Origin of the sequence: Streptomyces sp. NPDC051636, assembly GCF_044453765.1 — a bacterium.
Lineage (GTDB): Bacteria > Actinomycetota > Actinomycetes > Streptomycetales > Streptomycetaceae > Streptomyces.
This window is the reverse complement of record NZ_JBITDA010000038.1, coordinates 1-23,515: the sequence shown is the minus strand read 5'-3', so window position 1 is coordinate 23,515 and position 23,515 is coordinate 1. Positions and strand designations below refer to the sequence as shown.

The 23,515-nt window shown below is 71.0% G+C and carries 21 protein-coding genes; 16 read left to right on the top strand and 5 right to left on the bottom strand.

Features of this window, described 5'->3' with window-relative positions; translation table 11 throughout:
* The first annotated feature begins 91 nt into the window (after window positions 1–91).
* The 3 genes from ACIBBH_RS38090 (at window position 92) to ACIBBH_RS38080 (ending at window position 2,715) form a co-directional block, all read left to right on the top strand.
* Window positions 92–1,297, top strand: coding sequence for a sensor histidine kinase (locus tag ACIBBH_RS38090; protein WP_399412843.1), 1,206 nt, complete (start codon window positions 92–94; stop codon window positions 1,295–1,297).
* Between the two features lie 73 nt (window positions 1,298–1,370).
* On the top strand, window positions 1,371–2,042 hold the full coding sequence (locus ACIBBH_RS38085; protein WP_399412841.1) for a response regulator: 672 nt from the start codon (window positions 1,371–1,373) through the stop codon (window positions 2,040–2,042).
* A 40-nt stretch (window positions 2,043–2,082) separates the two neighbouring features.
* On the top strand, window positions 2,083–2,715 hold the full coding sequence (locus ACIBBH_RS38080) for an AAA family ATPase (protein WP_399412839.1): 633 nt from the start codon (window positions 2,083–2,085) through the stop codon (window positions 2,713–2,715).
* A 31-nt stretch (window positions 2,716–2,746) separates the two neighbouring features.
* Here ACIBBH_RS38080 and ACIBBH_RS38075 read toward each other — a convergent pair whose 3' ends face one another.
* Window positions 2,747–3,919, bottom strand: coding sequence for a threonine aldolase family protein (locus tag ACIBBH_RS38075; RefSeq protein WP_399412837.1), 1,173 nt, complete (start codon window positions 3,917–3,919; stop codon window positions 2,747–2,749).
* A 196-nt stretch (window positions 3,920–4,115) separates the two neighbouring features.
* On the opposite strand from ACIBBH_RS38075, the gene ACIBBH_RS38070 reads away from it, so the two are divergent.
* From ACIBBH_RS38070 to ACIBBH_RS38025, 10 genes are all read left to right on the top strand, one after another.
* Window positions 4,116–5,072 (top strand): Rossmann-like and DUF2520 domain-containing protein, encoded by a 957-nt coding sequence (locus ACIBBH_RS38070; RefSeq protein ID WP_399412835.1) that lies wholly within the window; start codon window positions 4,116–4,118, stop codon window positions 5,070–5,072.
* Window positions 5,073–5,142: 70 nt separating this feature from the next.
* A complete protein-coding gene (gene panC / locus ACIBBH_RS38065; protein ID WP_399412833.1) occupies window positions 5,143–6,144 on the top strand; it encodes a pantoate--beta-alanine ligase in 1,002 nt (333 codons plus the stop codon).
* The gene (locus ACIBBH_RS38060) at window positions 6,141–7,862 is read left to right on the top strand and encodes an L-aspartate oxidase (protein ID WP_399412831.1); all 1,722 of its coding nucleotides are present in this window, start codon (window positions 6,141–6,143) and stop codon (window positions 7,860–7,862) included. Before panC ends, ACIBBH_RS38060 begins: the two co-directional genes overlap by 4 nt.
* Window positions 7,863–7,867: 5 nt before the next feature.
* Complete coding sequence (gene nadC, locus ACIBBH_RS38055) at window positions 7,868–8,845, top strand: carboxylating nicotinate-nucleotide diphosphorylase (protein ID WP_399412829.1); 978 nt, start codon at window positions 7,868–7,870, stop codon at window positions 8,843–8,845.
* Window positions 8,846–8,850: 5 nt separating this feature from the next.
* The gene (locus ACIBBH_RS38050) at window positions 8,851–9,648 is read left to right on the top strand and encodes a type III pantothenate kinase (RefSeq protein ID WP_399412826.1); all 798 of its coding nucleotides are present in this window, start codon (window positions 8,851–8,853) and stop codon (window positions 9,646–9,648) included.
* Window positions 9,649–9,763: 115 nt separating this feature from the next.
* A complete protein-coding gene (locus ACIBBH_RS38045; RefSeq protein WP_399412824.1) occupies window positions 9,764–10,369 on the top strand; it encodes a hypothetical protein in 606 nt (201 codons plus the stop codon).
* Between the two features lie 47 nt (window positions 10,370–10,416).
* Window positions 10,417–10,596 carry a hypothetical protein gene (locus ACIBBH_RS38040; RefSeq protein WP_399412821.1) on the top strand — a complete coding sequence of 60 codons (180 nt, stop codon included), beginning with the start codon at window positions 10,417–10,419 and terminating at the stop codon, window positions 10,594–10,596.
* Window positions 10,597–10,743: 147 nt separating this feature from the next.
* On the top strand, window positions 10,744–11,145 hold the full coding sequence (locus ACIBBH_RS38035; protein ID WP_399412819.1) for a BlaI/MecI/CopY family transcriptional regulator: 402 nt from the start codon (window positions 10,744–10,746) through the stop codon (window positions 11,143–11,145).
* A 9-nt stretch (window positions 11,146–11,154) separates the two neighbouring features.
* Window positions 11,155–11,688 carry an amino-acid N-acetyltransferase gene (locus ACIBBH_RS38030; RefSeq protein WP_399412817.1) on the top strand — a complete coding sequence of 178 codons (534 nt, stop codon included), beginning with the start codon at window positions 11,155–11,157 and terminating at the stop codon, window positions 11,686–11,688.
* 243 nt (window positions 11,689–11,931) lie between these two features.
* On the top strand, window positions 11,932–12,267 hold the full coding sequence (locus ACIBBH_RS38025; protein ID WP_399412815.1) for an Lsr2 family protein: 336 nt from the start codon (window positions 11,932–11,934) through the stop codon (window positions 12,265–12,267).
* Here the strand turns inward: ACIBBH_RS38025 and ACIBBH_RS38020 are convergent.
* Window positions 12,246–12,965 (bottom strand): SCO3374 family protein, encoded by a 720-nt coding sequence (locus tag ACIBBH_RS38020; RefSeq protein WP_399412813.1) that lies wholly within the window; start codon window positions 12,963–12,965, stop codon window positions 12,246–12,248. The two genes, ACIBBH_RS38025 and ACIBBH_RS38020, sit on opposite strands and share 22 nt — an antisense overlap.
* A 430-nt stretch (window positions 12,966–13,395) precedes the next feature.
* Between ACIBBH_RS38020 and ACIBBH_RS38015 the strand changes: the two genes are divergently transcribed.
* Window positions 13,396–15,921, top strand: a complete 2,526-nt coding sequence (locus ACIBBH_RS38015) for an ATP-dependent Clp protease ATP-binding subunit (RefSeq protein WP_399412811.1) — start codon at window positions 13,396–13,398, stop codon at window positions 15,919–15,921.
* A 78-nt stretch (window positions 15,922–15,999) separates the two neighbouring features.
* On the opposite strand, the gene ACIBBH_RS38010 is transcribed toward ACIBBH_RS38015, so the two are convergent.
* Complete coding sequence (locus ACIBBH_RS38010) at window positions 16,000–16,605, bottom strand: HAD family acid phosphatase (RefSeq protein WP_399412809.1); 606 nt, start codon at window positions 16,603–16,605, stop codon at window positions 16,000–16,002.
* Between the two features lie 134 nt (window positions 16,606–16,739).
* On the bottom strand, window positions 16,740–19,880 hold the full coding sequence (locus ACIBBH_RS38005) for an NACHT domain-containing protein (protein ID WP_399412807.1): 3,141 nt from the start codon (window positions 19,878–19,880) through the stop codon (window positions 16,740–16,742).
* Between the two features lie 565 nt (window positions 19,881–20,445).
* Here ACIBBH_RS38005 and ACIBBH_RS38000 point away from each other — a divergent pair.
* Window positions 20,446–21,039: a M23 family metallopeptidase gene (locus ACIBBH_RS38000; protein ID WP_399412805.1), complete on the top strand. Its 594-nt coding sequence runs from the start codon at window positions 20,446–20,448 to the stop codon at window positions 21,037–21,039.
* A gap of 6 nt (window positions 21,040–21,045) precedes the next feature.
* On the opposite strand, the gene ACIBBH_RS37995 is transcribed toward ACIBBH_RS38000, so the two are convergent.
* Window positions 21,046–21,642 carry a TetR/AcrR family transcriptional regulator gene (locus ACIBBH_RS37995; protein WP_399412803.1) on the bottom strand — a complete coding sequence of 199 codons (597 nt, stop codon included), beginning with the start codon at window positions 21,640–21,642 and terminating at the stop codon, window positions 21,046–21,048.
* Between the two features lie 122 nt (window positions 21,643–21,764).
* Between ACIBBH_RS37995 and ACIBBH_RS37990 the strand changes: the two genes are divergently transcribed.
* Complete coding sequence (locus ACIBBH_RS37990; protein WP_399412801.1) at window positions 21,765–23,363, top strand: MDR family MFS transporter; 1,599 nt, start codon at window positions 21,765–21,767, stop codon at window positions 23,361–23,363.
* The last annotated feature ends 152 nt before the right edge of the window (window positions 23,364–23,515 follow it).

Here is a 23,515-nt window from a genome sequence, read left to right as displayed (position 1 = left end):
ACGCCCTCCACCTTGCGGAGTATGCGTGCCGGGGACGGATCGCCCCTCCGGTTGACCCCTGCACACTCCACGTTTCCCTACTCTGGGTTACGTGCAGCGCCTCTATGACTTCCTCCGCAGGCACCCGACGCGGGTCGACGCCTTCTGGGCCGTCGTCCTGTTCGGGATCTCCGGCGTGAGCGTGACCAGCGTCAACGGGGCGCCCGACCATCACGGATCGGTCGCCGCGGGGCTGGCCGTCTCCGCCGTCCTGAGCGTGGTCGTCGCACTGCGCCGCCGCTTTCCGGAGCCGATGCTGCTGCTGGCCGCCGCGACCGGACTGGCCCAGCTGATCCTCGACGTCGAGACGACCGTCGCCGACTTCGCCATGCTGGTGATCGTCTACACGGTCGCGACGATCGGCGACCGCTGGGCCTCACGGCTGGCGCTGACCGCGGCCCTGTGCGCGGCGACCCTGGCGCAGATCCGCTGGCCGGACCCTGAGCGGAGCGTCCTTTCGCACGTCGCGATAGTGGTGTTCCAGACGGTGCCGTTCGCCCTGGCGTGGGTGCTCGGCGACTCCATGCGCACCCGCCGCGCCTACTTCGCGCAACTGGAGGAGCGCGCCTCGCGCCTGGAGAAGGAGCGCGAGGCGCAGGCCAAGGTGGCGGTCGCCGCCGAGCGCGCCCGGATCGCGCGCGAGCTGCACGACGTGGTCGCGCACAACGTCTCGGTGATGGTGGTGCAGGCCGACGGCGCCGCGTACGTCCTCGACGCCGCGCCCGACCAGGCGAAGAAGGCCCTGGAGACGATCTCCTCCACCGGCCGCCAGGCCCTCGCCGAGATGCGCCGCCTGCTGGGCGTGCTGCGCACCGGGGAGCACCAGGAGAGCGGCGAGTACGTCCCGCAGCCCGACGTCGAGCAGATCGACGACCTGATCGAGCAGTGCCGCAGCTCCGGCCTGCCCGTCGACTTCAAGGTCGAGGGGACCCCGCGCCCGCTGCCCAGCGGTGTCGAGCTCACCGCGTACCGCATCGTGCAGGAGGCACTGACCAACACCCGCAAGCACGGTGGACCGAACGCGGGCGCGAGCGTGCGGCTGGTCTACTTCGACGACGGGCTCGGCCTGCTCGTCGAGGACGACGGCAAGGGCGCCCCGCACGAGCTGTACGAGGAGGGCGGCGCCGACGGCCAGGGCCACGGCCTGATCGGCATGCGCGAGCGGGTCGGCATGGTCGGCGGCACCCTGGACGCGGGCCCCCGCCCCGGGGGAGGCTTCCGCATCAGCGCCCTGCTGCCGCTCAAGCCGGCGCACTGACGCCGACGTACGCCCCCTGCTGACACCTGGCACGGCCCTGCCCCTGTGAAAAGACGGAAACGGAAGAGGACCAATGGCGATCCGCGTGATGCTCGTCGATGACCAGGTGCTGCTGCGCACCGGGTTCCGGATGGTGCTCGCCGCCCAGCCGGACATGGAGGTCGTCGCGGAGGCGGGCGACGGCGTCGAGGCCCTCCAGGTGCTGCGTTCCGCCGCGGTCGACGTGATCCTGATGGACGTGCGCATGCCGAAGCTGGACGGTGTGGAGGCCACCCGGCGCATCTGCTCGGAGCCCGACCCGCCGAAGGTGCTGATCCTGACCACCTTCGACCTCGACGAGTACGCCTTCTCCGGGCTGAAGGCGGGCGCCTCCGGCTTCATGCTCAAGGACGTGCCGCCCGGCGACCTGCTCACCGCCATCCGCTCCGTGCACAGCGGCGACGCGGTCGTCGCGCCCTCCACCACCCGCCGCCTGCTGGACCGCTTCGCGCCCATGCTGCCCTCCGCGGGCAAGGAGCCCCGGCACAAGGAGCTGGAGCGGCTCACCGACCGTGAACGCGAGGTCATGATCCTGGTCGCCCAGGGCCTGTCGAACGGTGAGATCGCCGCCCGGCTGGTGCTGTCCGAGGCGACCGTGAAGACCCACGTGGGCCGCATCCTGACCAAGCTGGGCCTCAGGGACCGGGTGCAGGTGGTGGTTCTGGCCTACGAGACGGGGCTCGTCCGGGCCGGCGGACTCGGCTGACCGCCCCCGGCGGCCCGGCGGGCGTCGGTAGGGTCGGCGCATGCTCCTGTGGATCAACGGCCCCTTCGGAGGCGGCAAGACACAGACCGCACACGAGATACAGCGCCGCCTGCCCGGCAGCGTCATCTGCGACCCCGAGCACGCCGGTTTCGGCCTGCGCCGCATGCTCCCGCCCGAGTTGCGCGGAAACTTCCAGGACCTGGCGTCCTGGCGGCAGGGCGTGGTCGAGGTCCTCGACCTCGCCCTCACCAGGCACGACGGCGTGGTCATCGCCCCCATGACGGTCACCGACTCCGGCTGCTTCGCCGAGACCGTCGGCCGCCTGCGCGAACTCGGCCACGACGTACGGCACTTCACGCTGCTCGCCGAACGCGAGACCGTCCTGAAGCGGCTGCGCGAGCGCGGTTTCGGGCACCTCCTGCAGTTCGTCGGCGGGAAGAACGCGGGGCTGGGCCGGGAGACCTGGGCGGTGAGTCAGCTCGACCACTGCCTTCAGCGGCTGCGCGAGTCCGAGTTCGCCGAGCACCTGTGGACGGACCGCTCCACCGTGCCGAAGACGGCGGACCGCATCGCCGTCCTGGCCGGGCTCACCCTGCGCCCCAACCGCGAGGGCGTACTGCGGACCCGGCTGCGTCAGGTGGGCGTGGGGCTGCGGCACATCCGCCTCGACTGAGGCTGTCGCGCCCCCGTGCCCGGTCCTGTGGCTACGCCCCCTCCGGCAGCCGGGCCACGAAGTCCGCGACCGCCGCCTTCACGTCGGCGGCCGTCCACTCCAGGCCCGCGGCGCGGACGGTGATCTCGGTGAAGGCCAGCCCCGGCCCGCCGCGGAGCCAGCCGACGGCGAACAGCAGCGTCCCCGTCTCCTCGGCCTGCCGCACCGCCGCCTCCGCCAGCACGTCCGGTTCGTACGGCAGCCACACCTGGAACTCGTGTGTGTGCGGCTCCTCGGGGTGGACGCGCGCCCAGGGCACGCCGGCCACGGCGAAGCCCTCGCGCAGCGCGGCGGCCACCACGCGCGCGTGGCGCACGTACTCCGGCAGCCGGGGCAGCTCCCGCTCCAGTCCGGCGAGCGCCGACAGCGCCGTGGGGAACTGCTGGAAGACCATCCCGCCGTACCGGTGCCGCCAGGTCCTCGCCTCCTCCACCAGCGTCCGGGGTCCGGCGAGCGCGGCGCCGCCGAAGCCGTCGAGGGACTTGTAGAACGACACGTAGACGCTGTCCGCCAGGCCCGCGATCTCGTCCAGGGAGCGCCCGAAGTGGACGGTGCACTCCCACAGGCGCGCGCCGTCGAAGTGCACCACCGCGTCGCGCTCCCGCGCCGCCGCCACGACCTCGGTGAGCTCCTCCCAGGTGGGCAGGACGAAACCGGCGTCCCTCAGGGGCAGTTCGAGCATCAGCGTCCCGAACGGCTCCTCGAAGTCGCGTATCTCCTCAGCCGTGGGGAGCCGGGGCTCGCCGGTTACACGGACCGGCCGCAAGCCGCTGACCTCACGGAACGCGTTCCGCTCGTGCACCTCGGGGTGCGCCAGCGCGTGCAGGGCGACGGCCGGGTCGCCGGTGCGGCCCGCCCAGCAGCGCAGGGCCACCTGCTGGGCCATCGTGCCGCTCGGAAAGAACGCGGCGGCCTCCGTGCCCAGCAGGTCGGCGACCCGGTCCTCCAGGGCGGCCACCACCCCGTTGCCGTACATGTCCGCCGGCTCGTCCAGGTCGTACACCTGGAGGGCCGCCTCCTGCAGACGCGCCAGCCGTTCCCCGATCGTGGTCCGGAAGCCCCCGCGCGACAGCACGCGCCCGGCCTGCCGGAAGGCGGCCACCCGGCGCTCCCGCAACCGCTCCCGGGCCGACCGCTCTTCGCCCTGTTCCGCTGTATCGCTCATGCCCGGGATCATGCCGCGCCCCGGCTTCGGCGGGCACCGGATCTCCGGCCCGGGACGCGCCCCGGAAAGCCGCCGGGAACGTCGTACGGAAACTCACAGCCTGTGGACAACCAACCGCCCCTCGACCCGATCGCGTTAACATGACGAGAAATCGTCCGGTACCCAGAGCGGACTGGAACGGGAAGGCCTCCGTCGCGTGACTACAGTCCACCAGCAAGACTCCAAGGACCGCCCCGCGCGGCTCACCGTCGGCGTCGTCGGCGCCGGCCGCGTGGGTCCCGCGCTCGCCGCGTCCCTCCAGCTCGCCGGGCACCGCCCGGTGGCCGTCTCCGCCGTCTCCGACACCTCCAGGCGGCGGGCCGCGCTGCTGCTGCCGGACGTGCCGGTCGTGCCGCCCGCCGAGGTCCTCCAGCGCGCCGACCTGGTCCTGCTCACCGTCCCGGACGACACCCTGCCCGGCCTGGTGACGGGTCTCGCCGAGACCGGCGCCGTGCGGCCGGGCCAGCTCCTCGTGCACACCTCCGGCCGGTACGGCGCGAAGGTGCTGGACCCCGCCCTGCGCGCGGGCGCGCTGCCGCTGGCCCTGCACCCCGCCATGACGTTCACCGGCACCCCCGTCGACGTCCAGCGGCTCGCCGGGTGCTCCTTCGGCGTCACCGCGCCCGAGGAGCTGCGGCTGGCCGCCGAGGCCCTCGTGATCGAGATGGGCGGCGAGCCGGAGTGGATCGCCGAGGAGAACCGCGCGCTCTACCACACCGCCCTCGCCCTGGGCGCCAACCACCTGGTCACGCTGGTCGCCCAGTCCATGGAGCTGCTGCGCACGGCCGGTGTCGAGGCCCCCGACCGGATGCTCGGCCCGCTGCTCGGCGCGGCCCTGGACAACGCCCTGCGCTCCGGCGACGCGGCGCTGACCGGGCCCGTCGCGCGCGGGGACGCGGGCACCGTCGCCGCGCACGTCGCCGAACTGCGCGCGCACGCCCCGCAGACCGTCGCCGGCTACCTGGCGATGGCCCGCGCGACCGCCGACCGCGCGCTCGCCCACGGCCTGCTGAAGCCGGAACTCGCCGAGGACCTCCTCGGGGTACTCGCCGACGGGGTCACGGGAACCACCGGAGCCGACGGCACCGACGGCGCCGACGGAGACGCCCGATGACCGGGGCCGGGCTCACGACCGCGAAGGAGGGCCGCCCGACGACGTGCGCGCCCGGGAACGGAGACCTGCGATGACCGCCGCCCTGCTGAGCACCGCCGACGAGCTGCACGCGCGTGTGCGTCACGGTCGCCGCGCCGTCGTGATGACCATGGGCGCCCTGCACGAGGGCCACGCCACGCTGATCCGCACCGCGCGCGAGATCGCCGGGCCGGACGGCGAGGTCGTCGTCACCGTCTTCGTCAACCCGCTGCAGTTCGGCGCCGGCGAGGACCTCGACCGCTATCCGCGCACCCTCGACGCCGACCTCAAGCTCGCCGAGCAGTCCGGCGCCGACGCCGTCTTCGCACCCTCCGTCGACGAGGTCTACCCGGGCGGTGAGCCCCAGGTGCGCATCTCCGCGGGCCCCATGGGCGAGCGCCTGGAGGGCGCCTCCCGCCCCGGGCACTTCGACGGCGTGCTCACCGTCGTCGCCAAGCTGCTGCACCTCACCCGCCCCGACGTGGCCCTGTTCGGCCAGAAGGACGCCCAGCAGCTGGCCCTGATCCGCCGCATGGTGCGGGACCTGAACTTCGGCGTCGAGATCGTCGCCGTACCGACCGTGCGCGAGGACGACGGCCTGGCCCTGTCCAGCCGCAACCGCTACCTCTCGCCCCAGGAACGGCGCACGGCCCTGGCCCTGTCCCAGGCCCTGTTCGCGGGCCGCGACCGGCACGCCGCCCAGGAGGCGCTGCGCGCGCGGGCCCGCGTCGTGCCCGCCACGCGTGCGCGTGCCGAGGCGCTCAGCGCCATAGGGGAGTCCCGCGCGGCGGCCGACGCGCACGCCGTCGCCAAGGCCGCGCCCGGTGGTCCGGCGGCCGTCCGCGCGGCGGCCCGCCAGGTCCTCGACGAGGCCGCCCGCCTCGACCCGCCGCTCCAACTGGACTACCTCGCGCTGGTCGACCCGTCCGACTTCACCGAGATCGGCGACGACTTCACCGGCGAGGCCGTCCTCGCCGTCGCCGCCCGGGTCGGGACGACCCGGCTGATCGACAACCTCCCCCTCACCTTCGGAACCTTCGGAGCCGCCTCGTGACCAGCACAGGCATACGACTGCACGCCCCCGCCCCCGGGTGGTCCATCTCCGCGGACGTGGTGGTCGTCGGCTCCGGAGTGGCCGGCCTCACCGCGGCCCTGCGCTGCGAGGCGGCGGGCCTGACGACGGTCGTCGTCACCAAGGCCCGCCTCGACGACGGCTCCACCCGCTGGGCGCAGGGCGGCATCGCCGCGGCCCTGGGCGAGGGCGACACCCCCGAGCAGCACCTGGACGACACCCTGGTGGCGGGGGCGGGCCTGTGCGACGAGGAGGCCGTACGGATCCTCGTCACCGAAGGTCCCGACGCCGTACGGCGGCTGATCTCCACCGGCGCCCACTTCGACACCGACGAAGAGGGCGACATCGAGCTCACCCGCGAGGGCGGCCACCACCGCCGCCGTATCGCGCACGCCGGCGGCGACGCGACCGGCGCGGAGATCTCCCGGGCCCTCGTCGAGGCCGTACGCGCGCGTGGCCTCCGTACGGTCGAGAACGCACTCGTCCTGGACCTGCTCACGGACGCCGACGGCCGCACCGCGGGCGTCACCCTGCACGTGATGGGCGAGGGCCAGCACGACGGTGTGGGCGCCGTGCACGCGCCCGCGGTGGTCCTCGCGACCGGCGGCATGGGCCAGGTCTTCTCCGCCACCACCAACCCGTCCGTGTCGACGGGCGACGGCGTGGCCCTCGCGCTCCGCGCGGGCGCGGAGGTCTCCGACCTGGAGTTCGTGCAGTTCCACCCCACCGTGCTGTTCCTCGGCGCGGACGCCGAGGGCCAGCAGCCCCTGGTCTCCGAGGCGGTGCGCGGCGAGGGCGCCCACCTGGTCGACGGCGACGGCGTGCGCTTCATGGTCGGCCAGCACGAGCTGGCCGAGCTGGCGCCCCGGGACATCGTCGCCAAGGGCATCATGCGGCGGATGCAGGAGCAGGACGCCGAGCACATGTTCCTCGACGCCCGGCACTTCGGCGCCGAGATGTGGGAGCACCGCTTCCCGACGATCCTGGCCGCCTGCCGCGCCCATGGCATCGACCCGGTCACCGAGCCCGTCCCGGTCGCCCCGGCCGCCCACTACGCCTCCGGCGGCGTGCGCACCGACTCCCACGGCCGGACGACCGTCCCCGGCCTGTACGCGTGCGGCGAGGTCGCCTGCACCGGCGTGCACGGCGCCAACCGGCTCGCCTCCAACTCCCTCCTGGAGGGCCTGGTCTACGCCGAGCGCATCGCCGCCGACATCGCCGCGAGCCACGCGGACGACGGCCTACACGCGCGCGTGCCCGCGCCCGTCCCGTACCCCGAGAAGCCGGCCCACCCCCTGCTCGTCCCCGAGGCCCGCTTCGCCATCCAGCGGATCATGACCGAGGGCGCGGGCGTCCTGCGCTCGGCGGACTCGCTGGCCAAGGCCGCCGACCAGCTCCAGCGGCTGCACTCCGAGGCCCGCGACGCCCTCGACGAGAACGGCAAGACCGCCGAGCCCGGCGTCGACACCTGGGAGGCCACCAACCTCCTGTGCGTGGCCCGCGTGCTGGTCGCCGCCGCGCGGCTGCGCGAGGAGACCCGCGGCTGCCACTGGCGCGAGGACCGGGCCGACCGCGACGACGCGAACTGGCGCCGCCACATCGTCGTACGGCTCAATCCGGACCGGACGCTGGCCGTACGCACCACCGACACCGCAGACTTCCCCCCTACCCGGCAGCACCAGCGTCCCCAGGAGCAGTGAGTCACGTGAGCACCCCCGACCTTCCCCTCGCCCCGTCCGGCGGCTGCGGCGACGGCTGCGCCTGTGGCGCGGACGGCGACGAGGAATACTTCGAGTGCGGGCTCGACCCCGCCCTCGCGCAGCTCCTGGCCGACGCCGGGCTCGACCCGGTCGAGGTCGAGGACATCGCCCATGTGGCCATCCAGGAGGACCTCGCCCACGGCGTGGACGTGACGACGGTCGCGACCATCCCCGAGGACGCGGTGGCCACCGCCGACTTCACCGCGCGCGAGGCGGGCGTGGTGGCGGGCCTGCGGATCGCCGAGGCCGTGGTCTCCGTGGTCTGCTCCGACGAGTTCGAGGTCGAGCGGCACGTCGAGGACGGCGACCGGGTGGCGGCCGGGCAGAAGCTTCTGTCGGTCACCACGCGCACGCGTGACCTGCTCACCGCCGAGCGCAGCGCGCTCAACCTGCTGTGCCGCCTGTCGGGCATCGCGACCGCCACGCGCGCGTGGGCGGACATGCTGGAGGGCACCAAGGCGAGGGTGCGCGACACCCGCAAGACGACGCCGGGCCTCAGGGCGCTGGAGAAGTTCGCGGTCCGGTGCGGTGGCGGGGTGAACCACCGCATGTCGCTGTCGGACGCCGCCCTGGTGAAGGACAACCACGTCGTCGCCGCGGGCGGGGTCGCCCAGGCCTTCAAGGCCGTGCGGGAGGCCTTCCCGGAGGTGCCGATCGAGGTCGAGGTCGACACCCTGCACCAGCTGCGCGAGGTCGTGGACGCGGGCGCCGACCTGATCCTGCTGGACAACTTCACGCCGATGGAGTGCGAGGAGGCGGTGGCGATCGTCGGGGGGCGGGCGCTGCTGGAGGCGTCGGGCCGGCTGACCCTGGACAACGCCCGGGCCTACGCCGGCACCGGCGTCGACTTCCTCGCCGTGGGAGCCCTGACCCACTCCTCGCCGATCCTGGACATCGGCCTGGACCTGCGCGAGGCGGAGTAACGGCCATGCTCCTCACGATCGACGTGGGCAACACGCACACCGTTCTGGGCCTGTTCGACGGTGAGGACATCGTCGAACACTGGCGGATCTCGACGGACGCGCGCCGTACGGCGGACGAGCTGGCGGTGCTGCTGCAGGGCCTGATGGGCATGCACCCGCTGCTCGGCGAAGAGCTCGGGGACGGCATCGACGGCATCGCGATCTGCGCGACCGTGCCGTCCGTGCTGCACGAGCTGCGCGAGGTGACGCGGCGGTACTACGGCGACGTGCCGGCGGTGCTGGTCGAGCCCGGGGTGAAGACGGGGGTGCCGATCCTCACCGACAACCCCAAGGAGGTCGGGGCGGACCGGATCATCAACGCGGTGGCCGCGGTCGAGCTGTACGGCGGGCCGGCGATCGTCGTGGACTTCGGTACGGCTACGACGTTCGACGCGGTGTCCGCGCGCGGGGAGTACGTCGGTGGGGTCATCGCGCCGGGTATCGAGATCTCGGTCGAGGCGCTGGGCGTCAAGGGCGCGCAGCTGCGGAAGATCGAGGTGGCCCGGCCGCGGAGTGTGATCGGGAAGAACACGGTCGAGGCGATGCAGGCGGGGATCGTGTACGGGTTCGCCGGGCAGGTCGACGGCGTGGTGAGCCGGATGGCGCGGGAGCTGGCCGGCGATCCGGACGAGGTGACCGTGATCGCGACGGGTGGGCTGGCGCCGATGGTGCTGGGCGAGTCGTCGGTCATCGACGAGCATGAGCCGTGGTTGACGCTGGTGGGGCTGCGGTTGGTGTACGAGCGGAACATGTCGCGGATGTGAGGCGGGTCCCTGGGGCTGGACCCCTGGCCCCCAGGGGAGGGCCGCCCGGGTGGTGGCCCCGCGCCACACCCGCCCCCTATGCCGAGTTTGTCTGATTAGCGCGTATCGTCGGCGCATGCCCACGCCATACGGATCCCGCGGCGGCATGGCGTTCGGTGTGGAGGAGCTGCGTGTGCTCCGCCGCGCTCTCGCCCTTGCCGTTCAAACCGGCCCGGCCCCGGCCGAAGACGTTCAGGACTGTTTCCGGCTTGCCGAGTCGCTCGACGAGGCGATGCGCGAGGGGGCTCGGATGCGTGCCTTTCTGGCGGCCGATCTCGGTCGGTACCGGGCCGCGCTGCCCGGCGCGGTCGCCGGGTACCTAGCGCTCCTGGAGGAGGCGCTGGGTGCCGGGCACCGGCCGACGCCCGATGACCTGGCCGCGCTCGGGGCCCTGCGTGGGAACCCCGTCGCGGCGGCCCTCCTGCGGAAATGCCGGGCGCTCGCCCAGGCCGCCGTGCCTGCCTGTCGTATGCCGCTGCGGGCGCTCCCGGGTGGCCGGTCCGCCGGTGATGCCGACGAGCCCGAGGACAAGCCCACGCCCCGCAAGCCGGCCGAGCGCCCGGCCGCCGAGCCCGTCCCGCCCCGGCCGTCCCGGCCCATCCCGACCCCGGGCGAGGTCTTCCCGCGCCGGAAGCCGGCCCCGCCACGCGAAGAGCCGCCCCAGCGGCTCGCCGCCGTCTGAGCCCACCCCTGCCGCTCCGGGCGGCGCCCCGTGGCTACTCTGGAGGCATGGACTACGTCTCCGCGCTCGTGCCCCCGGTCGTCATGGCCATCTTCTTCATCGGTGTGGTCAGGGTGATCGTGAAGACCCAGGGCGGGGGCGCCAAGGCCAAGGAGGACGCGGCCGTCGACGCGGCGCTCGCGCGCGCGGAGGGCACCCGGAAGGCCTCCGCGGGCACCGACGCCTGAGGCCCCGCCTGGAAGTGGCGTACGGCTCACGCCCGCACACGGCGCGTGAGTCGTGCGCCCTTTTTGTTCATGTTTGTTGTTGAAGGGGCACGTCCGCCACGCCATTGCCGGGATCTCCCACTATTGTTCTGAGTTGTGCCTCGCCCATTGGGAGAACTCGAAGACGCGGTCATGACGAGGGTGTGGAAGTGGAACCGCCCGGTGACCGTTCGAGAAGTCCTGGAAGACCTTCAGCAGGAACGGTCCATCGCCTACACCACGGTGATGACCGTTTTGGACAATCTCCATCAGAAGGGCTGGGTGCGCCGCGAGGCGGAAGGCCGGGCCTATCGATATGAGGCCGTCTCCACGCGTGCCGCGTACGCCGCCGCCCTGATGAACGACGCCTGGTCGCAGAGCGACAACCCGGCCGCCGCTCTCGTCGCCTTCTTCGGGATGATGAGCGACGAACAGCGCCAGGCCCTGCGGGACGCCGTACGCATCGTCCAGGGCCCCGAAACCCCCGAAGAGGAGAACCCCGGCTCCGTGCCGGACGGCAGTGGGCGATAGCGTCCGCTCATGTCAGCAGAGCGCCCCGAAGTCACCCCGAAAGCCATCACCGTCCGGCGGGCGAGGACCAGCGATGTCCCGGCCGTGCGCCGACTCCTTGACGCGTACGTCCGCGGTGGCATCCTGCTCGACAAAGCGACCGTGACTCTTTACGAGGACATCCAGGAGTTCTGGGTCGCGGAACGCGACGACAACGCCGAGGTGGTCGGCTGCGGGGCACTGCACGTGATGTGGGAAGACCTCGCGGAAGTGCGCACTCTGGCGGTGAAGCCCGGCCTGAAGGGCGCCGGTGTGGGCCACCGGTTGCTGGAGAAGTTGCTGGAGACCGCCCGCTGGCTCGGTGTTCGACGCGTTTTCTGCCTGACCTTCGAAGTGGACTTCTTCGGGAAGCACGGCTTCGTGGAGATCGGCGAGACACCCGTCGACACCGATGTCTACGCGGAGCTGTTGCGTTCCTATGACGAGGGCGTCGCGGAGTTCCTGGGCCTCGAACGAGTGAAACCGAACACCTTGGGCAACAGCCGGATGCTTCTGCATCTGTGATCATCGGGCTTCGCCGGTATTCCGGTTGCTTCCAGTCGCTCGGCGTTGCCCACGCGCCCTATGTCCGAAACGCGCATGTTTCCGGTCGAGGGTGACCCCTGGGTCTCTCCCGGGGGTTTGTGTTTTTCCGGCAAAAGCGGTTTGCTTTCCGACGTACTGCAGTACTGCATATAACAGGGGGCGGCGAAACGGCGGACGCCGCAAGACCCCCCGGCCCAAACGTTATCGATGAAAGGAAATCCGGTGGCACAGAAGGTTCAGGTCCTTCTTGTCGACGACCTCGACGGCGGCGAGGCGGACGAGACCGTGACGTTCGCGCTGGACGGCAAGACGTACGAGATCGATCTCACGACCGCCAACGCGGACAAGCTGCGCGGCCTTCTCGAGCCCTATGTGAAGGGCGGCCGTCGCACCGGTGGCCGTTCCGCGGGCGGGCGTGGAAAGACCCGTGCCGCGGCGGGCGGCAGCCAGGACACCGCGCAGATCCGCGCCTGGGCGAAGGAGAACGGCTACGAGGTCAACGACCGCGGCCGTGTTCCCGCGTCCATCCGCGAGGCCTACGAGAAGGCCAACGGCTGAGCGCACGCGCGCCGCAGCCGGACTCGGTGACACTGCGTTGCCAGCGTGTCCACGAGTCGCACGAGATCAGGGGCGCCCGCATCGCCCCCCAGGGCCGACAGCGTCGGCAGCGAGGTCTCGACCTCGCACCCCGGCTCGGGGGGCCGCAGCCACACGGCGGCCCCCTGCAAGGCGCCCGGGACGGCCACGGCACCAAAAGCGCCCCGGGGAAGCGGTCGGGCTCCGGTGGAGGCCGGCTCGGGAGGCGCCGGCGCCTCCATGTGCCCGTCCGCGCCCAGCGCCACGAGATCCAGCGCCAGCGCGCCCCACTCCAGCCAGTCCAGCAGCCCGGGCAGCTCCTCCGCGCTGCCCGCGGCCACCAGCAGCCGCATCCGGTCGCCCCGCACCGCCACCGGTGAGCCCGGCCCCAGGCGCCTGAGCGCCGCCACGCCCGCCTCGGCCGGCACGTCCAGGACGTCGAACCGGAGGCCGGTGACGAGCCGTACCGGCTCTCCGGGCACTGTTTCCCAGCCCAGTTCGTTCTCGTACCAGTGCCGGATCCGGGCCGTCTCGGAATTCCCGCCATTCTGATCAATTCGATCATTCCGGGCGTTCTGCGTATTCGGATCATCCAAGGCATTCCGGGAGATCCGCGTGTTCGGGTCGAACGGTCGACGGGGAAGGGGGAGCGCGGGTGTCACGGGGACGGTGCCAACCATGCCAAGCGCAACCGCCGAAGCGGCGCGCGGGTTACGCTGGGTGTCTCGATGGCTGCGCGCAGTGCCCGCCGAGGGGGCGCTTGGGGGTGCGGGGAGGCGCAAGGTTGTTCGCCCATAGCGGAGGGAAGGGGTGCGCGCGGCATGGACTGTCCGTGCGCACGGGTAAGACATCCCTAGTGGGAGGGGGCGACACGCAGGACAGGGCGTCTCACGTTCGCCATGGGCGTACTGGCGAGAGGGGTAACGGCCTGGCCTGCGGGAACATCGTCTCGCACCATCGGGTTGGAGCAGATGTCGGCGTTCGGGGTCAGGAGGCCATCGACGGTGTCGGCAGTTGGAATGAGCGGTCCCCGCTTGCGGGACTAAGCTGCGGAAGGACAGGGAGGGGAAGTTCCCCCCACTGCCTGACCGCTCTGAGGAGCGATTAACGATGTTCGAGAGGTTCACCGACCGCGCGCGGCGGGTTGTCGTCCTGGCTCAGGAAGAAGCCCGGATGCTCAACCACAACTACATCGGCACCGAGCACATCCTCCTGGGCCTGATCCACGAGGGTGAGGGTGTCGCCGCCAAGGCCCTTGAGAGCCTCGGGATTTCGCTCGAGGCGGTCCGCCAGCAGGTGGAGGAGATCATCGGCCAGGGCCAGCAGGCCCCGTCCGGGCATATTCCCTTCACCCCCCGTGCCAAGAAGGTCCTGGAGCTGTCGCTCCGCGAGGCCCTTCAGCTGGGCCACAACTACATCGGCACGGAACACATCCTGCTCGGCCTGATCCGTGAGGGCGAGGGCGTCGCCGCCCAGGTCCTGGTCAAGCTGGGCGCAGATCTGAACCGCGTGCGGCAGCAGGTGATCCAGCTGCTCTCCGGTTACCAGGGCAAGGAGACCGCCACCGCCGGCGGGCCTGCCGAGGGCACCCCCTCGACGTCCCTGGTCCTCGACCAGTTCGGCCGGAACCTCACCCAGGCCGCTCGTGAGTCCAAGCTCGACCCGGTCATCGGGCGCGAGAAGGAGATCGAGCGGGTCATGCAGGTGCTGTCCCGCCGTACGAAGAACAACCCGGTTCTGATCGGTGAGCCCGGCGTCGGCAAGACCGCCGTCGTCGAGGGCCTCGCCCAGGCCATCGTCAAGGGCGAGGTGCCCGAGACCCTCAAGGACAAGCACCTCTACACCCTGGACCTCGGCGCGCTGGTCGCCGGCTCCCGGTACCGCGGTGACTTCGAGGAGCGCCTGAAGAAGGTCCTCAAGGAGATCCGCACCCGCGGCGACATCATCCTGTTCATCGACGAGCTGCACACGCTGGTCGGTGCGGGTGCCGCCGAGGGCGCCATCGACGCCGCCTCGATCCTGAAGCCGATGCTGGCGCGCGGTGAGCTGCAGACCATCGGCGCGACCACGCTGGATGAGTACCGCAAGCACCTGGAGAAGGACGCGGCCCTCGAGCGCCGCTTCCAGCCCATCCAGGTCGCCGAGCCGTCCCTGCCGCACACGATCGAGATCCTCAAGGGTCTGCGTGACCGCTACGAGGCGCACCACCGCGTCTCCATCACGGACGAGGCGCTGGTCCAGGCCGCCACCCTGGCCGACCGGTACATCTCGGACCGCTTCCTGCCGGACAAGGCGATCGACCTGATCGACGAGGCCGGATCGAGGATGCGGATCCGCCGGATGACCGCGCCGCCGGACCTGCGCGAGTTCGACGAGAAGATCGCCGGTGTCCGCCGCGACAAGGAGTCCGCGATCGACTCGCAGGACTTCGAGAAGGCCGCCTCCCTCCGCGACAAGGAGAAGCAGCTCCTGGCCGCCAAGGCAAAGCGGGAGAAGGAGTGGAAGGCCGGCGACATGGACGTCGTCGCCGAGGTCGACGGCGAGCTGATCGCCGAGGTCCTCGCCACGGCCACGGGCATCCCGGTCTTCAAGCTGACCGAGGAGGAGTCCTCCCGCCTGCTGCGCATGGAGGACGAGCTCCACAAGCGGGTCATCGGCCAGAACGACGCCGTCAAGGCGCTGTCGAAGGCGATCCGCCGTACGCGTGCCGGTCTGAAGGACCCGAAGCGTCCCGGTGGCTCGTTCATCTTCGCCGGCCCCTCCGGTGTCGGTAAGACCGAGCTGTCCAAGGCGCTCGCCGAGTTCCTCTTCGGCGACGAGGACGCGCTGATCTCCCTCGACATGTCGGAGTTCAGCGAGAAGCACACGGTCTCGCGTCTCTTCGGTTCGCCCCCCGGCTACGTGGGCTACGAAGAGGGCGGCCAGCTGACCGAGAAGGTCCGCCGCAAGCCGTTCTCCGTCGTCCTCTTCGACGAGGTCGAGAAGGCCCACCCGGACATCTTCAACTCGCTGCTGCAGATCCTGGAGGACGGCCGCCTGACCGACTCCCAGGGCCGGGTCGTGGACTTCAAGAACACGGTCATCATCATGACGACCAACCTCGGCACCCGGGACATCTCCAAGGGCTTCAACCTGGGCTTCGCGGCCTCGGGCGACACGAAGACCAACTACGAGCGCATGAAGAACAAGGTGTCGGACGAGCTCAAGCAGCACTTCCGCCCCGAGTTCCTCAACCGCGTCGACGACGTGGTCGTCTTCCCGCAGCTGACGCAGGCCGACATCCTCCGGATCGTCGACCTGATGATCGGCAAGGTGGACGAGCGCCTCAAGGACCGGGACATGGGCATCGAGCTCTCCCAGTCCGCCAAGGAGCTGCTGTCCAAGAAGGGCTACGACCCCGTGCTGGGCGCCCGGCCGCTGCGCCGCACGATCCAGCGCGAGATCGAGGACTCGCTGTCGGAGAAGATCCTCTTCGGCGAGCTGCGCCCCGGTCACATCGTGGTCGTGGACACCGAGGGCGAGGGCGAGACCAAGACCTTCACCTTCCGGGGTGAGGAGAAGTCGGCACTGCCGGACGTCCCGCCGATCGAGCAGGCGGCCGGTGGGGCTGGGCCCAACCTGAGCAAGGACGCGTGACCCTCCGGGGGTTCGCCCGGAGGTCCTGAAAGGGGCCGGTGCTCTCGAGCACCGGCCCCTTTCGCATGCCGCGAGGCGTTACGACAACTGCCCGTCGTAGTCCGGCAGCTTGAACGTCTTCTCGGCGTGGCCGCCCGACAGGTCGGTGGCGCTGTTGCCGATGTTCGCGATGATCGTGTAGCCCTTGTTCTCGATGCCGACGCGCTGGGCGGTCTTGTAGGCGGCGACGTTCTTGAAGAGGTCGGACAGGCCGCGGACGTAGAGGCCGGAGACGTCGTAGCCGTCGTACTCGAGGTTGTACTCGGTCGGCGCGGCGATGATGCCCGGGCGGGCGGTGACGAAGAAGAGCGAGACGCCGTGCTCCTGGGCGTACTCGGCGACGTTCAGGACGGGCTTGTTGGCCGGCTGCGGGTACCTGAAGCCGAAGTCGGTTTCCAGCGAGGTGTTGTCGATGTCGAAGACGATCGCCTGCTTCTCGCCCGGCGTGGCCGCCGCGATGCGCTGCTGCAGGTACGGCAGGGCCTGGTCCATCACCGTCTGGCAGTCCTTCTGCCAGGTCGCGTAGTCCACGGTGGCGGCGGTGCCGCTCGTCGTCGCCGCGTCGGCCGGGGCGGCCGTCGCCGCCAGGGCGGCCACGGAGACGGCGGTGACGGATAGGCGGTGCGCCCAGGGGCGTGTGGTCATCGGTGGGGGTCCTCTCACGTCCGTACGCGTGCGTACGGTGCCTTCGTCTGCCTGTGTCACGGGCATGATCTTCGGTGAGGGTGGCGCGAGGGGAACCGTAGGGTTACCGGAGGGTAGGCGTACAGGGATGTGCGTCACACCGTGCTGTGAACTGGGGTGACCGCGGGGGGAATGGGGAAAGCGGCGAGGACTTCGGGAGGGATCTTCGCGTTCGGGGTGGCGGGAACGATGTCGAGCGTGCGCAGGTGGGGGAACGTGCGGAGGATGTGGGCGATGTCCTCGTCTCCGGTGAAACGGTTGAGTCGCAGCTTGGTGACGTGCGGCAGCGGCGGCCCGCCCCAGCCGACGGTTCCCCAGTTGATACGCAGCTCCACCAGTTCCGGCAGGCGGGCGATCTCCTCGAAGTCCTCGGGGTCCAGATCCCTGGCGAGGGCCGCCAGGCTCAGCTGCTTCAACGTCCGGAGCCGGTGCAGTCCGCGCAGTCCGGTGTAGAGCACGGCCGACTTGGCCAGGCGCAGGTAGCGCAGCGGCACGCCGCGTGGAAGGGCCTCGTCGAGGGAGCCGGCGCGCAGTGTCGTGCCGATGTCGAGCGCACGCAGAGTCGCGTGGCCGTCGAGTGGCGCAAGCGCCCCCGGCCACTCCAGGCCGTAAGAGTTGGTCACGGACAGCCAGCCCAAGGGCAGATGGGCCACCGGGGCCAGGCTGTCCACGCGATGGCACGAGCTGAGGTCCAGGTACGTGAGCCCGTGGAGGGACGACAGGCAGGACAGGTCCTGCAACTCCAGGTTGGCGTGAAGGTTGAGGGAGGCCACCGAGTCCGGCAGCGTGGCGCCCAGGTCTCTCTCCGAGACGTCGCCCAGCACCTGGAGGGCCTGCCGTCCGCCCAGCCCCCGCAGCAGACGCAGGTGCTCCGCCGAATGCGCACTGAAGAAGAGGTCGTCGGGCCGCAGATGGGCGATGACTTCCCGCGCGTACCGACGTGCCGGGAAGCGGTGCCAGGTCCAGGTCAGCTGGGCACGCACCATGAGCGCCGGGTGGTCCCGGAAGCGGGCCAGCACCGGCACCGCCGCCTCCGTCCCGATGAGAGAGGCGGTGATCACGACTGCCCGGGCTTCCTCGTCGCTGAGACCCTCCGGCCCGGGCAGCAGCTCCAGCGCGAGCGGCCCGGCCGAGGCCACGGCACGCGCCTCATCCGTCGTCCGGGGCGGGATGAGAGCGGCCGCGTTCTGCTCCACGGCGGCTCGGACGCCGGGGTCGAGCTGCGTCGCATGCTCCAGCGAGGCCAGCGCGAGGAGTCGTACCCGCGTCCCCTCGGCGCCCTCCAGCCGCTTCGCCGACTCGGTCAGCTCCCCGAGCAGCTCGGCCCGCTCCCGAGGCCGTGCGTGCGCGACCGCCATCCGCACGACATCCGCCCACTGCTCGTCCACCGCGCCGCGCACCAACAGTCCGAAATCCCCGTCCTCCACCGCCGCCTTGGCCCCCAGGTAGTCCTGGAAAGTGCGGTGGACGAACTCCACGGTGCCGGCGGCGGGTTCGCGGAGCAGCCCGCTGCGGACCAGCAGGTGGTTCAGGATGCGCCGGGCGTCGCCCTGCGCGGCGGCGGCCGGCAGGGACGGGAGGACGTCCGCGATGATCCGTTCCGCCCGCTCGCGGTCCATCTCGGACTGGTTGTTGCGGATCAGCCAGTACGCGAGCCGCTGGAGCAGCTGGATCTGCGGGAGTTCGCTGAGGTGGATGCCACCGTCGCGGTCGTCGCCCGGGAACATGTCCCGTTCCTCGTCGCGGCGGGCGAGCAGCATCGACAGCGCGGCGTCGTACAACTCCTGGCGGCCGTGCGGGAGGTAGCCGCGCCGGTCGCGGTGCAGGGCGCAGATCAGACCGCACATCAGGGGGTTGGTGGCGAGGCGGCCGAGGTCGGGCTTGGTCTGGACGGCGTCGAGGAGGGTGCGCTCGTAGCCGTCGAGGCGGTCGGGTTCCGTCTCCGGGGCGTCGGCGCGGGCCGCGGTGTGCCAGCGGGCGACGAAGGCGGCCACGTCGTCCCGGCTCATCGGGGTCAGGGCCAGCTCCGTGAAGCCGTCGGCGGTGAGCCAGTCCTCGCGTACGGCGGAGGGTCGGGAGGTGACCAGCCACTGGTTGCCGGGATACACCTCCAGCAGCTCCCGCAGCCAGCGGCGGGTCCGTTCCCGCTCGCGTTCCGGAACCTCGTCGACGCCGTCCACGAGGAGCAGCCCGCGGCGGGCGACCAGCACCCGGTCGGCCCAGCCGTCCGGCTGGGCGGCGTGAAAGGGGACGCGTACGCCGGCCAGGAAGGCGTCGGGGGCGGCAAGGCCGCCGGGACGGCGGACGAGGGTACGCAGGGGGAGGACGAAGGGGATGCGGTCACCCCGCTCGCCCCGGGCCGCGGTGACCGCCAGCCACTGCACCAGCGTGGTCTTGCCGGAGCCGGCGACCCCGCGGAGGAGCACGCGGTCGTGCTCGGCGAGGGCCTGGTCGGCGGGGAGCGCGGTGGCCGCGGAGGCGATGCGCGGGCCGTCGGGGCCGGTCGCCTCGGCGTCCTCGGCGGGGCCCAGGGCCTGGAGGCTGAGGTAGGCGGCGTCCAGGGGCCAGCGGTCGGGGGAATTGACGAGGTCGATGCCGTAGATGGTGAGCTTGCTGTGCCGGGTCGCGATGTAGGCGAGGTAGCGCTGCTCGAAGGCGGTGTCGGTGCCGCCGGTTGGGGGCGTGCGGGCGATCAGCTCGTCGACCTTGGCGATCAGTGACGCCTGGCGGCGGGTCTGTTCGACGAGGGTGCGGGCGACAAAAGTGGAGCGCTGCGTGAAGAAGTGCAGGATGTGCAGGCAGGCGGTGTCGAGGAGACGCTCGTAGAAGAGGGATGCGTCGTAGGAGAGGACGCAGGTGAAGGTCCGGCCCTCAGGAGTGCCGCGCAGGCGCCGGGCGAGGGCTTCGTGGCCGAGTTCCACGGCCTGTACGTCGGTCATGTCGAGGTCGCCCAAGGCGCGGAGGGTCTGGGCCACCGCCACTTGGACGGCCTCCACCTGCTCGGCCGGGACCGGAGGCTCACCTCCCGTCATCGCCCTCTGCACCAGCTCGTCCGCCAGCTTCCGCAGGTCGTCGTAGGTGAGGGTCTTCTTCTCCCCCTTGAACGACACGAGCCCGGATAGCCGGACCGGCTTGTCGACGAGCCCGGCGCCCGGCCCCTCGGCCGTGAACAGTTTCCTGACGAGCGGTGTGATCACACTCGACGCCAACTTCACGCCTGCGCCGGTCGGTTCCATGTCGTTCCCCCGAGGCATGGTGCGGTCTCTCTTGCCCGAACGCCGGTCAGCGTAGCCCGTCGTTCGGTTCGCGGGCCGGATCCCGGCGGCCGACGTGATCGGTGGCCTCCTGGACGACACGGGACAAGCACTCTTCCGCAGGGCCGAGTTCGCGGTCGGTGGGCGAGAGCGTCGAGTAGTCCGTGACGGCCGGCGGGTTGTTGCCTGCGCCGAGGCCAGTGTTCCGATGCTCCGCGCCTTGGAGGCGTCCGCCGTGCGACGTGAACGCCCGTCCGCGTAGCGCCGGTCACATTTCGGCGTCCGTCGATCTTGCGGGTCGGTGATATGCCGCACAGGCGATATGTCCGTTACTAGTGGAGATAGTGGGATCTGGCGGACAGGGTAACGGCAGGTCATGTCAGGCCTGTGACCTGTCAAGAAGGGGGGCATTTTGCGGCTAAGTACTACTGATGGCCGTAGTGAGGCTGTTTTGGGGTGAATGGGACCCCGAGGTACCAAGGGACGGCCCACCCGCGGACACCAGTCGCGTCGGGTGGCTTTCTGTCCCCCACCCCGCGAGGTTTCGATGTCCCAGCGCGTCCCGTCCCGTACTCCCCGCCGTACGTCCCTTCTGCGCACCCGTGTCGCCGCCCTGGCCGCAGGCGTGGGCGCGTCGGTCGTGCTGGGGGCCGGGGTCGCGAGCGCCGCCACCCCGCAGGCCGCCTCCGCCACCACGACGACCGCCGCCGCGAAGTCCGCCGCCGGCTGGGTCGACCCGGTGAAGAAGTACACGCTGTCCGCGGGCTTCAACCAGGCCGGCGCCCTGTGGCAGGCCAAGCACAGCGGGCAGGACTTCGCTGTGCCGATCGGCACCGATGTCGTCGCCGCGCACGGCGGCACCGTGGTCAAGGCCGGCGGCAACGGCGCCGGTGACGGGCCCGCCTATGGCAACGCCATCGTCGTCAAGCACGGGAACGGGACGTACTCGCAGTACGCCCACCTCTCGCGGATCGACGTCAAGATCGGTCAGGTCGTCGCCACCGGTCAGCACATCGCCCGGTCCGGCAACACCGGCAACTCCACCGGCCCGCACCTGCACTTCGAGATCCGTACCACCCCGAACTACGGCTCGGCGGTCGACCCGGTCGCCTTCCTGCGCGCCAAGGGCGTGTCCGTCTGAGCCCGTTCAGGAGCCGCGGGCGCCCCGGTGCGCCTGCGTGACCAGGTCCACGGCGACCTCGAGAACCGCCTCGCGCTTCTTCTCGGGGTCGCCCACGACGTCCTGCAGCACGAACATGCCCGCGTGCAGCGTGAACAAGGCGCTGACGCAGCGGACCTGGTCGACGAGGGCCGCGTCGGGGTCGACGATGATGTCGCGCAGGCCGCGCATGCGGTCCTTGAAGGTGTCGCCGATGCGCAGTTCGCGTACCGTCGCCTGGTTCTCCTGCATGAAGCGGAAGAGCGGCTCGGCGCCGGCCAGAGCCTCGCTGTAGCGCCGCACGATCTCCTGCTTGGTCTCCAGTGTGTGCGGTTGCCGCGCGCCCCAGTCGATCAGGTCCTGGATCGGCTGCGTCAGGTCCTCGAAGAGGCTGACCAGGATCTCTTCCTTGGTCTTGAAGTGGTAGTAGAGCGCCGCCTTCGTCACGTCCAGGCGCTCGGCGATCTCGCGCAGGGATGTCTTCTCGTAGCCCTGCTCGGCGAAGAGCTCGAGGGCCACGTCCTGGATGCGCTGGCGGGTGTTGCCGCGGCGCTGCTGCTTGGTGCCGTCCATGGTGACGCCCATCCTCGTACTCCTCGCGCTCCCGCGGAAACTTACTTGACGACCGGCTAGTGACATCGCTACCTTCCCAGTGTAGTGAACTAGCCGGGCGGCAAGTAAGTAGCGGTCCTGGGGGAGTGGGATAGATGGCGGACACAGAGAGCGCACCAGGCGTGGAAAGCAACGGCACAGGGGGCAAAAAGCCCAGGAGCGTGCGGGTCGTGCTGCTCGCTCTGATGATCGCGATGATGCTCGCGATGCTGGACAACATGATCGTGGGCACGGCGATGCCTACGATCGTGGGTGAACTGGGGGGCCTGGAGCAGCTGTCGTGGGTGGTGACCGGGTACACCCTGGCGACCGCCGCGGCGACCCCGATCTGGGGCAAGCTCGGCGACATGTACGGCCGCAAGGCCACCTTCCTCACCTCGATCGTGATCTTCCTGATCGGCTCCGCGCTCAGCGGCATGGCCCAGAACATGGGTGAGCTCATCGGGTTCCGGGCCGTTCAGGGGCTCGGCGCCGGCGGTCTGATGGTCGGCGTCATGGCGATCATCGGCGACCTCGTACCGCCGCGGGAACGGGGCAAGTACACGGGCATGATGGCCGGTGTCATGGCGCTCGCGATGATCGGCGGCCCGCTGGTCGGCGGCACCATCACGGACAACTGGGGCTGGCGCTGGTCCTTCTACATCAACCTGCCGCTGGGCGCCGTCGCCCTCGCGCTGGTCAGCGCCGTGCTGCACCTGCCGAAGAAGCGGTCCAAGGTCGGTATCGACTACCTCGGCGTCGTGCTCCTGACCGTCGGCATCACCTCGATCGTGCTGGTCACCACCTGGGGCGGGAGCGAGTACGCCTGGACGTCCGCGCGGATCATGGAGCTGATCGGCATCGGCGTGGCCGCGCTGGTCGGGTTCGTGTTCTGGCAGACCAAGGCCGCGGAGCCGGTGCTGCCGCTGCACATCTTCCGCAGCCGCAACTTCACGCTGATGTCGGGCATCGGCTTCATCACCGGCTTCGTGATGTTCGGCGCCACGCTCTTCCTGCCGCTGTACCAGCAGTCCGTGCAGGGCGCGTCCGCGACCAACTCCGGGCTGCTGCTCCTGCCGATGCTCGGCGCGATGCTGGTGACCTCGATGATCTCCGGGCGGGTCACCACCAGCACCGGCCGGTACAAGGTCTTCCCGGTCGCCGGCGGCGTTCTGATGATCACCGGCCTGTACCTGCTGTCGACGATGGACACGGGGACCTCCCGGCTCACCTCCGGGGTGTTCATGGCCGTCCTCGGCCTCGGCATGGGCTGTCTGATGCAGATCACCATGCTGGTCGCGCAGAACAGCGTGCAGATGAAGGACATGGGCGTGGCGTCCTCGTCCGCCACCCTCTTCCGTACGCTCGGCTCCTCCTTCGGTGTCGCCGTCATGGGCGCGCTGTTCAACCACCGGGTCCAGGACGTCATGGCCGAGCGGGCCGGCGCGCTGGGCGCCAAGGTGACCCAGCGGTCCGCCCAGCTCGACGCGGCCAGCCTGAGGAAGCTGCGTCCGGCGGCGCGGGAGGCGTACCAGCACGCGGTGTCCTCCGGTACCCACTCGGCGTTCCTGCTGGGCGCGATCATCGCGGTGGCCGTGCTGGTGGCGGCCTTCTTCGTCAAGGAGGTGCCGCTCAGGGGCGGCCCGCAGAAGCCGGAGGACGGCCCGGCGGACAACGCCGACGCGGCGCCGGCGCCGGTCGTCGAGGCCGTCTGACCGGACAGCGAGCGCCTGGCGGTAACGACCGGCAGCGAGCGAAGGCCCCCCGGACGTGCTTGAGTTCTAGCGATCGTCGCAACACCCCAGCTCAAGGGGTGCGATGTTCGAGATCCGCAAGACCCGGACGGTGGCTCAGGGCCGCAGGAAGC